This window comes from Chitinophaga vietnamensis (genome assembly GCF_902167635.1).
In the GTDB taxonomy this organism is placed as follows: domain Bacteria; phylum Bacteroidota; class Bacteroidia; order Chitinophagales; family Chitinophagaceae; genus Chitinophaga; species Chitinophaga vietnamensis.
Genome location: NZ_CABHMS010000001.1, coordinates 459,487 through 473,853 on the forward strand (window position 1 = coordinate 459,487; position 14,367 = coordinate 473,853).

The following is a 14,367-nucleotide window of genomic DNA, read 5'->3' on the forward strand; positions in this document are numbered from 1 at the left end:
TTTGATCGCGGATATACAAAAAATGCTAAATTCAAGGATCAGTAAAACGACAATCGCTATGCAGAGACACATCAATAAAGTAGCCGTACTGGGCTCCGGCGTTATGGGATCAAGGATCGCCTGCCATTTTGCAGGTATCGGAGCGCAGGTGCTGCTGCTGGATATCGCACCAAAAGAACTGAATGATGCAGAAAAGAAAAAGAACCTGACACTGGATAGTCCGGCTGTGAAGAACAGGATCGTGAATGATGCCTTGCAGGCGGCGTTGAAATCAAATCCTTCTCCCGTTTTTACCAAAGATGTAGTTAAACGCATTCAAACCGGCAACTTCACCGATGATATGAAACGTATCGCGGAATGCGACTGGATCATTGAAGTGGTAGTGGAAAACCTGGAGGTGAAAAAGTCGGTGTTCACACAGGTGGAACAATTCAGGAAACCCGGCACCCTTATTACTTCCAACACTTCCGGCATCCCTATCCACCTCATGACCGAAGGCCGTAGCGAGGACTTCAAAAAACATTTCTGTGGAACGCACTTTTTTAACCCGCCGCGTTATCTCCGCTTGCTCGAAATTATTCCTACTCCACATACTGATCCTGCTGTCATCGATTTTCTGATGCACTATGGTGATCTCTATCTTGGTAAAACGACGGTGCTGTGTAAAGATACGCCGGCATTCATCGCCAACAGGGTAGGCGTTTATTCTATCATGGCCATCTTCCACATTATGCAGGAGATGGGATTGGGGATAGATGAGATCGATGCGCTCACCGGCCCGGTGATCGGCCGCCCGAAATCGGCCACCTTCCGCACGGCGGATGTAGTGGGTATCGATACGCTCGTAAGAGTAGCCAACGGCGTAAAAGACAATTGCCCCAATGATGAAGCCATCAGCATCTTCCAGATACCGGCATTTCTGCAGAAAGTAGTTGACAACAACTGGCTGGGAGACAAGACAGGTCAGGGTTTCTACAAGAAGACGAAAGGAGAAGGCGGCAAAGAGATACTGACGCTGAACCTTCAGACGATGGAATACGGTCCTAAACAAAGACCGAAATTCGCCAGCATCGATGCGGCCAAGCAAGTGGAAGACCTCAAGCAGCGCCTGCGTATGCTGGCTGCCGCCACAGATAAGGCCGGACAGTTCTATCAACAGTTCCATGCCTATCTTTTTGCTTATGTTTCTCATCGCATCCCTGAAATTGCGGACGATATCTATCGGGTAGACGACGCCATGAAAGCCGGTTTCGGCTGGGAGATAGGTCCTTTTGAAAGTTGGGATCTGCTGGGAGTAGAAGCCTCCATTAAACTCATAGAAGAGAAAGGCCTCACCGTAGCCGCCTGGGTGAAAGATATGCTGGCAAAGGGTTTCAAGTCGTTCTATAAAATCGACAACGGTAAAAAACTATACTACGATATCGCTTCACAAGGCTACAAAGCATTGCCGGGCGAAGGCGCCTTCATCATCCTCGAAAATCTCTCGAACAATATCATCTGGAAAAACAGCGCTGCCAGTTTGATCGACCTTGGCGACGGCGTTGCCTGCTTTGACTGGAAAACGAAGATGAACACCATCGGCGGCGAAGTGCTGGAGGGGCTCAACAAGGCGGTTGACCGCGCGGAGAAAGACTTCCGCGGCCTGGTAGTGGGTAATGAAGGCACTAACTTTTCTGCCGGCGCCAATGTGGGCATGATCTTCATGCTGGCGGCCGAACAGGAGTATGATGAACTGGATATGGCCGTACGCCTCTTCCAGCGTTCTACCATGCGCCTCCGCTATTCGGCAGTGCCGGTGGTGGTAGCGCCGCATGCCCTCACGCTGGGCGGCGGTTGTGAAATGTGTTTGCATGCCGACAAAGTACAAGCTGCCGCAGAAACTTATATCGGTCTCGTAGAACTGGGCGTGGGCCTCATTCCCGGCGGTGGCGGCACCAAAGAGATGACACTGCGCGCCAGCAATGAATTTAAAGAAGGTCGTATTGAAGAAGAACCGCTGAAAGACTACTTCATGGCCGTAGCCACCGCCAAAGTGGCCACTTCCGGCTTTGAAGGTTTTGATATGGGCGTGTTGCGTAAAGGGCATGATGAGATCACGATGAATAACAGCCGTTTGATCGCCGACGCCAAACGCAGCGTGATCGCTATGGCCGATGAAGGCTATACCCGTCCTGTAGAACGTACCGACATCAAAGTGTTGGGTCGCAGCGCACTCGGCGCCCTGCTGGCGGGCATCTACGCTATGAAGTTCGGTAACTACATCTCTGAACATGATCAGAAAGTAGCTAACAAACTCGCCTATGTGATGTGCGGTGGCGATCTCACCGAACCCTCGCTCGTTAGTGAACAATACCTCCTCGACCTGGAACGTGAGGCATTCCTCAGCCTTTGTGGCGAACGCAAAACGCTGGAAAGGCTGCAAAGCGTGATCAAAACCGGGAAACCGGTGAGGAACTAGGACTCATGGCTCGCTTCGCTCGCGTTAATTTTGGCTCAGGATTTAATGATTGAAAGGATTAGCAGGATTTTTTATCAGGATTAATAAGGATTTGCGAAGATATCCGCGTAAGAAGCCCTTGAAGCGTTAGGAGCGCTTCAAGGGCTGAACCGAGATAATCTTCGTAATCTTTTTTTAATCTTTATTAATTCTGATGAAAAATCCTGCTAATCCTTTCAATCATTAAATCCTGAGCAAGACAACCTTCGCATCATACTAAATTTTTCCTATGTCTATTCTCTCCCTGCACAACATTTCCAAAAGCTATGGCGCCGTGCAAGCCTTGTCGGACGTGAGTTTCGAGGTGCCGCGCGGCAGTGTGTTCGGCGTGCTTGGGCCTAACGGTAGCGGCAAAACGACGTTGTTGGGTATCGTTACTGATGTGCTCAAAGCCGACAGTGGCCATTTCCGGCTATTTGATCAGCCAGCTGGCGGAGCACAGCGCCGCCAGATAGGGACGCTGCTGGAAACGCCTAATTTTTATCATTATCTCAGCGGCCACAAAAACCTGGAAATATCTGCCAGCGTGAAACAGCATGGCCACGGCGATATCGGCCGTGTGCTGGACCTGGTGGGCCTCAGCGCCCGGCAGCACTCCGCTTTCAAAACCTATTCATTGGGGATGAAGCAACGCCTCGCCATCGGGGCAGCGCTGCTAGGTGATCCGGATGTGCTCATCCTCGATGAGCCTACCAACGGGCTGGATGCCGCTGGCATCGCGGAAGTGCGGCAACTGGTGCGTGAGCTGGCGCAAGGAGGTAAAACCATTATACTGGCCAGCCACCTGCTCGATGAAGTAGAAAAAGTATGTACGCACGTGGCGATATTGAGAGCCGGAAAGCTGCTACTGTCGGGCGCTGTAGACGAAGTGATCCCGCGAAGTGATTTTTTGGAACTTGCTGCGAATAATAATGAAGCGCTGGCAGACCTGCTGCGGCAATATCCTGGCTGTACCAGCGCCAATCTGCGGGATGGCCATGTAGTAGCGCTGTTCAGCCAACAGCCCGATGCTGCTGCCATCAACAGTTATTGCGCCGGAAAAGGCATCTGGCTCAAACGACTGCAGCTGCGCAAGAAAAGCCTGGAAACCGCATTCCTGGAAATCACTAATCCCTGAGTATCATGAAACAAATTATTTATACCGAGTGGCTGAAAGTGAAGAGCTACCGTACCTTTTGGGCAATGCTGGCATTGGCCGTGATCATACCTGTGGCCGGCAATTATGTGATCGCCTATAATTTGAATAATAACCTGAAGGCCGCCGCCAGGTTCATCGGCGAGCCTTTCAGTTTTCCGGAAGTTTGGCTTACTACGGCCAGCATCAGTAGTTATATTTCGTCGTTGTATGGCCTGTTGCTGATCATCCTGGTGACCAACGAATTTACTTTCCGCACGCACCGCCAGAATATTATTGATGGCTGGGAGCGGCGGCAGTTTGTGTTTTCCAAATTGTTCTGGCTGGTGGTTCTGGCGCTCCTTTCTTTGCTGGTGGCCACTTTGACGGGGTTGATCATAGGGAGCGTTTATGGAACGAAATCATTCAGCCTGGAGGGTTACGACAAGGTGCTGATATATTTTATGCAAATGGTGATGATGCTGTGTATTGCACTGGTGGTAGCTATCTTTGCCAGGCGCGCGGGTATTGGCATCGTGATCTTCCTGGCATATACGATGATGCTGGAACAGTTGCTGGTGGTGATCCTGCAAAAGAATTTCGGAAAGATAGGCGGCCTGTTACCCATGCAAACCGGCGATGAGCTGCTGCCTTTTCCGGTGTTCGGCAAACTGGCGCATATGGGTGAGCAATATGTGGATGGCGTTTATATCACCGTGATGCTGGCCTGGATCGCATTGGCCATCTTCATCGTGTTCAGGAAGGTATTGCGCTCAGATCTATAAGAAATACTATATATTTTACATTCTTTTAAAGCAGAATGTTTGGCAGACAACTTATTTTTGTTGTATCAAGTTAAACCGGGAAACATGGCAAAACAGGAGCGATTAATATTAGTAACGAATGATGACGGCATAACAGCACCAGGCATCAAGGCATTGATAGAGGCTGTGAGGCCATTGGGAAAAGTAGTGGTGGTGGCGCCAGACAGTCCGCAGTCCGGCAAAGGGCACGCCATTACGATCGGTATACCGCTCCGTTTGAACCAGGTGGAACTGTTCGAAGATGTGGAAGCCTGGCAGTGCTCCGGCACGCCGGTGGATTGCGTGAAGCTCGCGCGCGACAAAATACTGCACCGCAAGCCGGATATCTGTGTAAGCGGTATCAACCATGGCGCCAACCATTCCATCAACGTGATTTATTCCGGCACAATGTCTGCGGCAATGGAAGCAGCCATTGAAGGCATTCCTTCCGTTGGTTTTTCATTTTTAGAATATAGCTTTGATGCAGATTTTTCACTGCCGGTAAAAGTGGCGCGGGAAGTAACGCAGCGCATGCTGGAAAGCGACCTGCCCGCAGGTACCTTGTTCAATGTGAATATCCCGATAGTAGCAGAAAAGGATTTCAGAGGCGTGAAGATTTGTCGCCAGGCCGACGCCAAATGGGTAGAAGAATTTGATGAACGCCGCGACCCGCACGGGAAAAAATACTACTGGCTTACCGGTGAATTTAAAAACCGCGACACCGGTGAAGATACCGATGTATGGGCGCTTGAAAACAACTATGCATCACTGGTGCCTGTGCAATTCGATCTCACCAACTATGGGCTGAAGAAGCAGCTGGAAGAAGAATGGAAGGAATTGTGAGATACAAACCGGTAATCGTTATATCGCCATTATAAATTTCGTATGCTCAAAAAAGACAATCTTTCATTAGGGATTTTGCTCGGGCTTTTTACGCCCATATTTGCATTTTTCCTGTATTACCTGCTGGTGATGGCGCCTAATCATGTAGCATTCTGGAAATTCATGGATGAATTGAAAGAGAACCGCCACCTGATCCCTAAACTCACCAGTATTTGCCTGCTGCTGAATGGCCTGGTGTTCTATCTTTACACCCGTAACCGAAGGGATATTACCGCCAAAGGAATATTTCTCGTAACCATGCTGTATGCTATTGCCATACTGCTAATGAAACTGATCAGATAATACAGATACTTTGAAATATTACATTATTGCAGGAGAAGCCTCGGGAGATCTGCATGGAAGCAACCTTGTGAAACAATTGAAACAGCTGGATCCCGCTGCTGATATACGCAGCTGGGGCGGCGACCTGATGCAACAGGCAGGAGCCACCGTAGTAAAGCATTACAAGGAACTCGCCTTTATGGGATTTGTGGAAGTGCTGGCCAACCTGCGCACCATCCTGCGCAACCTCGATTTTTGCAAACAGGATATCAAATCCTTCCAGCCCGATGTGCTCGTGCTCGTAGACTACCCCGGCTTTAACCTCCGCATTGCCGAATGGGGAAAACAGCAAGGATTCAAGATCGTTTACTATATCTCTCCCCAGGTATGGGCCTGGAAAGAGAACCGCGTGAAAAAAATTCGCCAGTGTGTAGATAAAATGCTCTGCATCCTGCCCTTCGAGAAAGCGTTCTACCACAAATGGAACTATGAAGTGGAATATGTTGGCCATCCGCTGGTAGGAGTGATAAAGGCGGCGAAAGAAAAACCTGCCGACCCGCCACTGGCCGATAAGCCCATCATCGCCGTTTTGCCCGGCAGCCGCAAACAGGAAGTAAGCGTGAAATTGCCCATCATGCTCACCATGGCCAGGCACTTTCCAGACTACCAGTTTGTAGTGGCACAGGCCCCCAGCCTGGACGATCATTTCCTGCAAAGCCTCATCGGACAGCATTCCAATGTATCGATGGTGAAAAATAATACCTATGCATTGCTGCGCCAGGCAAAGGCAGCACTGGTTACTTCCGGCACCGCCACACTGGAAACAGCGCTCTTCGGCGTCCCCGAAGTAGTGTGCTACAAAGGCAATCCGCTATCTTATTTTCTCGCTAAAAAACTCATCAAAGTGAAATATATCTCACTGGTCAATCTCGTTATGGATAAACCAGTGGTGACAGAACTCATCCAACACGACCTCACGGAAGACAAGCTGCTGAAAGAACTCAGCGCCCTGTTGCAGGAAAATGGGAAACGCCAACAGGTGATGGCTGACTATGCCGACCTATGGCATAAACTGGGAGAGAAAGATGCATCCCGCCGCGCAGCGGAAGTGATCTATGATTACGCTGTTAATGGTGCCTGATCAATTTCACGATCAAAATAACCAACGCAATCAGGAACAACAGGATGGAAATACGGTTCATCCCGTGCATCATCGCTACAAACGTGGTTTTCGGCGCATTCGGATCTTTCTTTCCGATATACAGGTAGCGTAATATTTGTTGCCAGATACTTTTCATCTTACAAAGATCGTAAAATCTATTGCTCCCCAAAATCGGGGAGCAATGCTTATTTTTGGACCCACCGAAAAGGAAAGTCATGAAATATTTACTACCAGGTCGCGCGCTCGTTGTGATCTTTTTTTTAACGTGTATCACTAAATCGATTTATGCGCAGACCGATACCCTCAATAAGGGCTGGGAGTTTTCCCGTACCGATGAAAATAACTGGCGCAGCGCCACCGTACCCGGCACAGTACACACCGACCTGATGGCGCATCAGCTTATTCCAGATCCTTTCATCGGCACCAACGAAAAAGCCGTGCAATGGGTAGATAAAAAAGACTGGCAATACCGCCGCACGTTGCATATCAACGCCGCACAACTGCAACAGGATGTAGTGGAGCTCGACTTTCTCGGCCTGGATACTTACGCTAAAATTTATGTGAACAACCGCCTCGCTGCACAAGCAGCGAACATGTTCACCGAACATATCATCAATATCAAATCCTTGCTGAAAGCGGGCGACAACGAACTGCGCATCGTGTTCGAAAGCCCTGTCAAACATGATATGCCGCTGTTCCTCCGCGACAGCCTGATCTATCCCGCAGGTAATGATGCCAGCGATATTCCACTGAGCATCTATGCCCGCAAGGCGCCTTATCACTATGGCTGGGATTGGGGCCCGCGGCTCGTTACGTCCGGTATCTGGCGCCCGGTGATCCTGCGTGCCTGGAGCAAAGCCATGATGCGCAACATCTGGATCCAACAGCAGCAACTGGATGACAGCATTGCAAAAATGAATGCCGCCCTTACCATAGAAGCCACCACAGCAGGCACTTACAACGTGAATATCGACGTGATCGATCCCTGGGGCCTCCATAACAAGATAACGACAACGGCTACACTGAAACCCGGTAACAATCATATCGATGTGCCTTTCAAAATTGAGCATCCTGTACGTTGGTGGCCCCGCGGAATGGGCCAGCAGAACGGCTATCGCGTGAATGTGGAACTTGCGCAAAACAATGAAGCGCTTGCTGTGGGCGGCTATAAAGTAGGACTGCGTACCATAGAAGTGGTGAACAAACCAGATAGTGCAGGAGAAAGTTTTTATGTGAAAGTGAATGGCCAACCGGTGTTCATGAAAGGCGCCAACTACATTCCGCAGGATAATTTCCTGCCACGCGTAACCCGCCACACTTACCAGCAGCTGTTTGATGATATGGAGGAATCCAATTTCAACATGGTGCGCGTATGGGGCGGTGGCATCTACGAAGACAATGATTTCTATTCCCTTGCCGATCAGAAAGGTATCCTTGTTTGGCAGGATTTTATGTTTGCCTGCACGCTCTATCCCTGGGATAGCAGCTTCCTGCAAAATGTAAAGGCAGAAGCGGAGTACAATATCCGCCGCCTGCGCAATCACCCTTCGCTGGCGCTGTGGTGCGGCAATAACGAGATTGCCGTGGCCATCAAAAACTGGGGCTGGCAAAACGGTTACGCCTATACGGAAACACAATGGCAAAGCATGTTGCAGGGCTATGATAAACTGTTCAAAGAGCTATTGCCACAAGCCGTTACCAGCAATGATCCCGGACGTTTTTACTTTCATTCATCACCCATCAGCAACTGGGGAAAGAAAGAGGATTTCACTAAAGGCGATAACCATTACTGGGGCGTGTGGCATGGTATGGAATGGTTTGAAGCATTTAATACACATATTCCGCGGTTCATGAGCGAGTATGGCTTCCAGTCGTTTCCCGATATGGAAACCATCCGCCGTTTTGCCACGCCGGCGGATGAGGATATCTTTTCCAATGTGATGCAGGCCCACCAGAAAAGCCCTGCCAAAGGCAATACGGCTATCAAAACATACCTGCTGCATTACTATAAGGAACCAAAAGATTTTTCATCTTTTGTATATATGAGCCAGGTGTTACAGGCAGAGGGCATGAAAATGGCCATAGAAGCGCATCGCAGGGCCATGCCTTATTGCATGGGCACCTTGTACTGGCAGCTGAACGATTGCTGGCCGGGACCGTCCTGGTCGGGCCGCGATTATTTTGGTCATTGGAAAGCCCTGCAATACTATGTGAAGAAGGCTTTCCAGCCGGTGATCCTCTCCAACATCATCGAAGCTGATCATCTCAAAACATACATTATCTCGGATACTATCTTGCCCATACCCACTTTCAAAAAGCCGGTCAATACCCTGGTGTTGAAGGCCATGGACCTCAGCGGAAAAGTATTCTGGAAGAAAGAACTGAAAGATATCGACGTAAAAAGCAACCGTAGCGAGGTGTTTAGCAGCATCCCCGTAAAAGAGATTTTACAGGGAAGAAACCCCGCAACGGTAATATTCTACACACAATTGTCAAACGACAATAAGGAAACTGACCGGAAACTCTTTTACTTTGCCCATGCGAAAGAGATGCAGCTGGCGCAACCCAGGCTGGTACTGAATGTGAATGCGGTGGATGCATCAACGGTGGAAGTGACCATCAGTACAGACAAGTTTGCACGCAATGTTTGTTTGTCTTTAGACAAAACTTTATCCGGAGAACATTTTGAAGACAATTATTTCGATCTGTTGCCAGGGGAGAAGAGAACGGTGAGATTATCCACCGGCCGCTCCGCAGCAGCCGTCAAAAAGGGGTTGAAAGTAACCTCTTTGGTAGATGCTTATAAACGTTAACTATGAGAAAATTATTAATGGCTGCCGCCGTAGTGTTGATGGGCATCAACGCTGCACACGCGCAAAATGAAGAACCGCCCTACGTACCTGAAACCGACAAGGCGGTAGTGCAGAAGCTCGATGAATGGCAAGACTGGAAGTTTGGTCTGCTTATGCACTGGGGCCCTTACTCACAATGGGGAGTGGTGGAATCCTGGAGTATTTGCCCGGAAGATGAAGGCTGGACGCAGCGCAAGCCTACCGGCATTCCTTACTACGACTATCTGAAAAAATATGAAGCGCTGGGGAAATCATTCAACCCGGTGAAGTTCAATCCTGAGCATTGGGCCAAAGCCGCCAGGGATGCAGGTATGAAGTACCTCGTATTTACTACCAAGCACCACGATGGTTACTGCATGTTCGATACCAAACAAACCGATTACCGCGTAACCGCGCCGGACGTAGCTTTCAGCAAGAACCCGCGCGCCAACATCGCCAAAGAAGTATTTGAAGCCTTCCGCAAAGAAGGTATCCATGCAGGCGCATATTTCTCCAAGCCCGACTGGCACACGGAATACTACTGGTGGAGCTATTTTCCGCCGAAAGACAGGAATGTGAACTACGACCTGAAAAAATATCCGGAGAGATGGGAGCAATTCAAACAGTACACTTATAACCAGATTGAAGAGCTGATGACCGGTTACGGCAAGCTCGATATCCTTTGGCTGGATGGCGGCTGGGTGCGCCCGCTGAAGCAGCAGACCAAGGAATCGCTTTCCTGGAACCAGACCATGCCGCAGGATCAGGATATAGATATGGGCAAGATCGCGAAGATGGCGCGAAGCCATCAGCCTGGCCTGATCGTGGTAGACCGTAGTGTGCATGGCCCTTATGAAAACTACCGTACCCCTGAGCAGCAGATCCCCGACAAGCCGCTGAGCTATCCCTGGGAAACCTGCATGACCATGGCTAATTCCTGGTCTTATGTGCCGGACGATAAATACAAATCCGTTACGGTGATCATTCACAACCTGGTGGATATTGTGGCCAAGGGCGGTAACTACCTGCTGAACGTAGGTCCTGGTCCTGATGGAGAGCTGCACGAGGCTGCCTATACCACGATGAAGGGCATCGGAGAGTGGATGCATGTAAACGGCGATGCGATCTATGGCACCCGTGCGGTGGCGCCTTATAAAGATGGCAAGGTTTGTTTTACACAGAAGAAAGATGGCAGCGTGTATGCGATCTACCTGCTGGATGAAAATGAGCAGCTGCCTGCCAGTATCTCTTTCAAGGGTATGAAGCCTGCCAAAGGTGCAAAACTGCAACTGTTAGAAACTGCTTCGAAGCTGGTGTGGAAAACCACGGGCGACCTTACCGAAGTAAAGGTGCCTGAAATCCTGCGCCAGAAAGGATTTAAGCACGCCGTGGCTATACGTATTTCTGCTGTGGAAAAGCTGTGAATTGATGTGATTTAACTGTGTATAAAACAAAAAAGAGGCTTCACTACCCCGTGAAGCCTCTTTTTTTTGTTTTTAAAGCAGCGTTAGAAATAACAACACGACCATGTTTAGCTGAATAACAATTGAATAACCATTGATTAACTGATCCCGACTGGAATTTTACCAATCTTGCGAAATCTTAAACGAGAAAACGGAATTAATCATTAAGCACGAATAACTTATATCAGTAATCTGTATTCACTGACTGACAGATGAATAAGAATCCTAGAATTTTATTGGTAGAGGACGACAAGATCTTCGGGAGCGTCGTCAGGAAGCATCTGGAAGAAACCGGGTACCGGGTGGAGCACTGCATAAACGGAAAAGATGCCTGGGAGCAATTTCAGAAAACACGCTTTGATGTTTGTCTGCTCGATATTGTAGTGCCGGGAATGAACGGTTTTCAGCTGGCTAAGCACATCCGGGAGAAGAACACGCTGGTGCCGATCATCTTCTTTTCTTCCGAAAAAACGGAAGAGAAAGACCGTATTGAATGTTTCGATATTGGTGCGGATGCCTATCTTACCAAGCCTTTCAGCATCATGGAGCTGTTGCGGCGCATCCGTGTGTTCCTGAAATACTCGCGGCCCCTCCGCTCGGAGCTGCTGATCGCCCATAATATCGGTAACCTGACCTTCCATTACCGGAAGCTCAAAATAATTGATAATGCGGAAAAGATCACGGTGGGTAAGCTATCGCCGCTGGAAGCCCGCGTGATGCGCTATTTCTTCTCAAGGCCCAATACCGTTATCCGGCGGGAAGAGCTGCTGGTGAAGGTTTGGGGCAAGGTCGATTTTTCCAACGGCCGCAGCATGGACGTATTTGTGACCAAGCTACGCAAGCAGGTGAGGACCCACGTGCCTCAGATAGAGCTGGAAACCTTGCACAACATGGGTTTGCGCCTGAAAGTACCAGATGGCGTGGTGATCGAGAAGGTTACCGTGCCCTTGCAGAACGTCATTAAATAATTCCCCGGAAGGCAGGGCTTTGCCGCTTTCCTGCTTCTGCTCTTCTTTCAGATTATATTTAATCGTAACTTTAAGCCAATGGAAACAGTGGCAGTTCAAAAATATAATTTAGACGAAGAGCAGGAAAAGAAAGAGATCGTACGTCATTACCGTGCTTTGCTAAGGGCGCTGAAACCGCGTTTGAAAAAGGGCGACAGGGAATTGGTACGCACTGCTTTTGAAATGGCAGCAGATGCACATAAGGAGATGAGGCGCAAATCTGGCGAACCCTATATCCTGCACCCGCTGGCAGTGGCACAGATATGCGTGGAAGAGATCGGCCTCGGCGTACGCTCCGCCATCTGCGCACTGCTGCACGATACCGTGGAAGATACAGAGGTGACCCTGGAAGATGTGGAACGTGAATTTGGCACCGAGATCGCCCACATCGTTGACGGTCTCACCAAAATCAGCACCGTCATCGATTCCAGCACCAGCACCGCACAAGCCGAAAATTTCAAAAAGATCCTGCTTACCCTCGCAGACGATCCCCGGGTGATCCTCATCAAGCTGGCCGACAGGCTGCATAACATGCGTACGCTCGACAGCATGAGCCGGGAAAAGCAATTGAAGATATCTTCGGAAACCGTATTCATCTACGCCCCGCTGGCCCACCGTCTTGGCTTGTATAACATCAAGTCCGAGATGGAAGACCTGGCCATGAAATACACCGAACAACAGACCTACCGCGATATCGCACGCCGCCTCAAAGAAACGAAGCGCGAACGTACCCGCTATATCAACGAGTTCATCAAGCCTATCAAGGAAGTATTACAGGAAGAAGGCTTCCACTTTGAAATATTCGGCAGGCCCAAATCCATCCACTCGATCCACAACAAGATCAAAACCAAAGGCGTAGCCTTCGAAGAAGTGTATGATCTCTTCGCGATCCGTATCATCCTGGACTCCCCGCTGGAAAAGGAAAAGGCCGATTGCTGGAAAGTATATTCCATCATCACCGATTTCTATCATCCCAGCCCCGAGCGTACGCGCGACTGGCTCAGCAACCCCAAATCCAATGGCTATGAGGCTTTGCACGTAACCGTGATGGGCCCGCAAGGTAAATGGGTGGAAGTGCAGATACGCTCCAAACGCATGAACGACTACGCCGAAAAAGGCGTGGCCGCTCACTGGCGTTACAAGGAAGGCGCCCAGAACCCGCAACAGGAGTCGAAATTCGATCAGTGGTTCACGCAGATCCGGGAGATATTGAGCAATCCGGATTCCAATACACTCGACTTCCTCGCCGATTTCAAAAGTAACCTCTTCACCGAAGAGATATACGTATACACGCCAAAAGGCGACCTGAAAATATTGCCGGTCAACTCCACCGCACTGGATTTCGCTTACTCCATCCACAGCGCCGTGGGCAACAAATGTATCGGCGCAAAGGTGAACTACAAACTGGTGCCGCTCAGTCACAAGCTGCGCAGCGGCGACCAGGTGGAGATCATCACATCCAACAAGCAGAAGCCATCGGAAGACTGGCTCAATTTCGTGCTCACCGCCAAGGCCAAATCCAAGATCAAGGATGCGCTGAAAGAAGAGAAACGCAAAGTGGCCATGGACGGCAAAGCTGCGCTGGAACGCAAGCTCGATCATATGAAAGTGCCTGCCAGTCAGCATAACATCGCCGAACTGGTGCAGTTTTACAAGCAGCCATCCCCGCTCGATCTGTACTACCAGATCGCGGTGAAGAATATCGACCTGAAAGAGCTGAAGGAGTTTTCACTGTTGGGCGATAAACTGGAGCCACCCAAGCCGGTGAAAGCGCCGGAACATGTGCCGGAGGAAGCAGTGAAGCATCATGTCACCTCCAAGAAAGATGCAGAGCTCATCATCTTCGGCGAAAGCTCCGACCGTATTGCCTATAAACTTGCCAACTGCTGCCGGCCCATCCCTGGCGATGACGTATTTGGTTTCATCACAGCCAGTGAAGGGCTGAAGATACATCGCACCAACTGTCCCAACGCAGCCCAGCTGCTGGCCAATTACGGCCATCGCGTGGTGAAAACCAAGTGGGTGAAGAACCGCGAGATATCCTTCCTCACCGGCTTGCGTATCATAGGTATGGACGATGTTGGCGTGATCCACAAAATCACCAATATTATCTCCGGCGAGCTGAAAGTGAATATCTCCGCCCTCAGCATCGAATCCAAAGAGGGCCTGTTCGAAGGCCTGATCAAGGTGTACGTGCACGACAAAGAAGAGCTGGACGAGCTGGTAGACCGGCTCAAAAAGCTGGATGGTATTCAATCTGTACAACGACTCGAAGAATCCTGATAAAAATTTTTTGATTTATGGATTTACGGATTTATGGATTGTA

General features: G+C 49.7%; 11 protein-coding genes. 10 read left to right on the top strand and 1 reads right to left on the bottom strand.

Annotation, left to right across the window (positions count from 1 at the left end; genetic code table 11):
• The first annotated feature begins 58 nt into the window (after positions 1-58).
• From FPG75_RS01975 to lpxB, 6 genes are all read left to right on the top strand, one after another.
• Positions 59-2,458, top strand: coding sequence for a 3-hydroxyacyl-CoA dehydrogenase/enoyl-CoA hydratase family protein (locus FPG75_RS01975; RefSeq protein ID WP_143304853.1), 2,400 nt, complete (start codon positions 59-61; stop codon positions 2,456-2,458).
• A 268-nt stretch (positions 2,459-2,726) separates the two neighbouring features.
• Positions 2,727-3,614 (top strand): ABC transporter ATP-binding protein, encoded by an 888-nt coding sequence (locus FPG75_RS01980; RefSeq protein ID WP_143304854.1) that lies wholly within the window; start codon positions 2,727-2,729, stop codon positions 3,612-3,614.
• Positions 3,615-3,619: 5 nt separating this feature from the next.
• Positions 3,620-4,396, top strand: coding sequence for an ABC transporter permease (locus tag FPG75_RS01985; protein WP_143304855.1), 777 nt, complete (start codon positions 3,620-3,622; stop codon positions 4,394-4,396).
• An 84-nt stretch (positions 4,397-4,480) separates the two neighbouring features.
• Positions 4,481-5,257 (top strand): 5'/3'-nucleotidase SurE, encoded by a 777-nt coding sequence (gene surE / locus FPG75_RS01990; protein WP_143304856.1) that lies wholly within the window; start codon positions 4,481-4,483, stop codon positions 5,255-5,257.
• Positions 5,258-5,299: 42 nt separating this feature from the next.
• The gene (locus FPG75_RS01995; RefSeq protein WP_143304857.1) at positions 5,300-5,599 is read left to right on the top strand and encodes a hypothetical protein; all 300 of its coding nucleotides are present in this window, start codon (positions 5,300-5,302) and stop codon (positions 5,597-5,599) included.
• Between the two features lie 10 nt (positions 5,600-5,609).
• Entirely contained in the window at positions 5,610-6,719 is a 1,110-nt protein-coding gene (gene lpxB, locus FPG75_RS02000; protein ID WP_143304859.1) for a lipid-A-disaccharide synthase, read from the top strand.
• Here the strand turns inward: lpxB and FPG75_RS26120 are convergent.
• Complete coding sequence (locus tag FPG75_RS26120) at positions 6,706-6,876, bottom strand: DUF6728 family protein (RefSeq protein WP_201747867.1); 171 nt, start codon at positions 6,874-6,876, stop codon at positions 6,706-6,708. The two genes, lpxB and FPG75_RS26120, sit on opposite strands and share 14 nt — an antisense overlap.
• Before the next feature lie 79 nt (positions 6,877-6,955).
• Between FPG75_RS26120 and FPG75_RS02005 the strand changes: the two genes are divergently transcribed.
• From FPG75_RS02005 to FPG75_RS02020, 4 genes are all read left to right on the top strand, one after another.
• Positions 6,956-9,553, top strand: coding sequence for a beta-mannosidase (locus tag FPG75_RS02005; RefSeq protein ID WP_143304860.1), 2,598 nt, complete (start codon positions 6,956-6,958; stop codon positions 9,551-9,553).
• A gap of 2 nt (positions 9,554-9,555) precedes the next feature.
• Positions 9,556-10,995 carry an alpha-L-fucosidase gene (locus tag FPG75_RS02010; protein ID WP_143304862.1) on the top strand — a complete coding sequence of 480 codons (1,440 nt, stop codon included), beginning with the start codon at positions 9,556-9,558 and terminating at the stop codon, positions 10,993-10,995.
• 251 nt (positions 10,996-11,246) lie between these two features.
• Positions 11,247-12,002, top strand: coding sequence for a response regulator transcription factor (locus FPG75_RS02015; protein ID WP_143304863.1), 756 nt, complete (start codon positions 11,247-11,249; stop codon positions 12,000-12,002).
• Between the two features lie 78 nt (positions 12,003-12,080).
• Positions 12,081-14,324, top strand: a complete 2,244-nt coding sequence (locus FPG75_RS02020) for a RelA/SpoT family protein (RefSeq protein ID WP_143304864.1) — start codon at positions 12,081-12,083, stop codon at positions 14,322-14,324.
• Positions 14,325-14,367: the final 43 nt, after the last annotated feature.

What these genes read in the sequence shown, in the direction of transcription:
- FPG75_RS02005 (WP_143304860.1), top strand. Translation starts at nt 6,956, where the DNA reads ATGAAATATTTACTACCAGGTCGCGCGCTCGTTGTGATCTTTTTTTTA.
- FPG75_RS02020 (WP_143304864.1), top strand. Translation starts at nt 12,081, where the DNA reads ATGGAAACAGTGGCAGTTCAAAAATATAATTTAGACGAAGAGCAGGAA.
- FPG75_RS01985 (WP_143304855.1), top strand. Translation starts at nt 3,620, where the DNA reads ATGAAACAAATTATTTATACCGAGTGGCTGAAAGTGAAGAGCTACCGT.
- surE (WP_143304856.1), top strand. Translation starts at nt 4,481, where the DNA reads ATGGCAAAACAGGAGCGATTAATATTAGTAACGAATGATGACGGCATA.
- FPG75_RS02015 (WP_143304863.1), top strand. Translation starts at nt 11,247, where the DNA reads ATGAATAAGAATCCTAGAATTTTATTGGTAGAGGACGACAAGATCTTC.
- FPG75_RS01980 (WP_143304854.1), top strand. Translation starts at nt 2,727, where the DNA reads ATGTCTATTCTCTCCCTGCACAACATTTCCAAAAGCTATGGCGCCGTG.
- FPG75_RS01975 (WP_143304853.1), top strand. Translation starts at nt 59, where the DNA reads ATGCAGAGACACATCAATAAAGTAGCCGTACTGGGCTCCGGCGTTATG.
- FPG75_RS01995 (WP_143304857.1), top strand. Translation starts at nt 5,300, where the DNA reads ATGCTCAAAAAAGACAATCTTTCATTAGGGATTTTGCTCGGGCTTTTT.
- FPG75_RS26120 (WP_201747867.1), bottom strand. Translation starts at nt 6,876, where the DNA reads ATGAAAAGTATCTGGCAACAAATATTACGCTACCTGTATATCGGAAAG.
- FPG75_RS02010 (WP_143304862.1), top strand. Translation starts at nt 9,556, where the DNA reads ATGAGAAAATTATTAATGGCTGCCGCCGTAGTGTTGATGGGCATCAAC.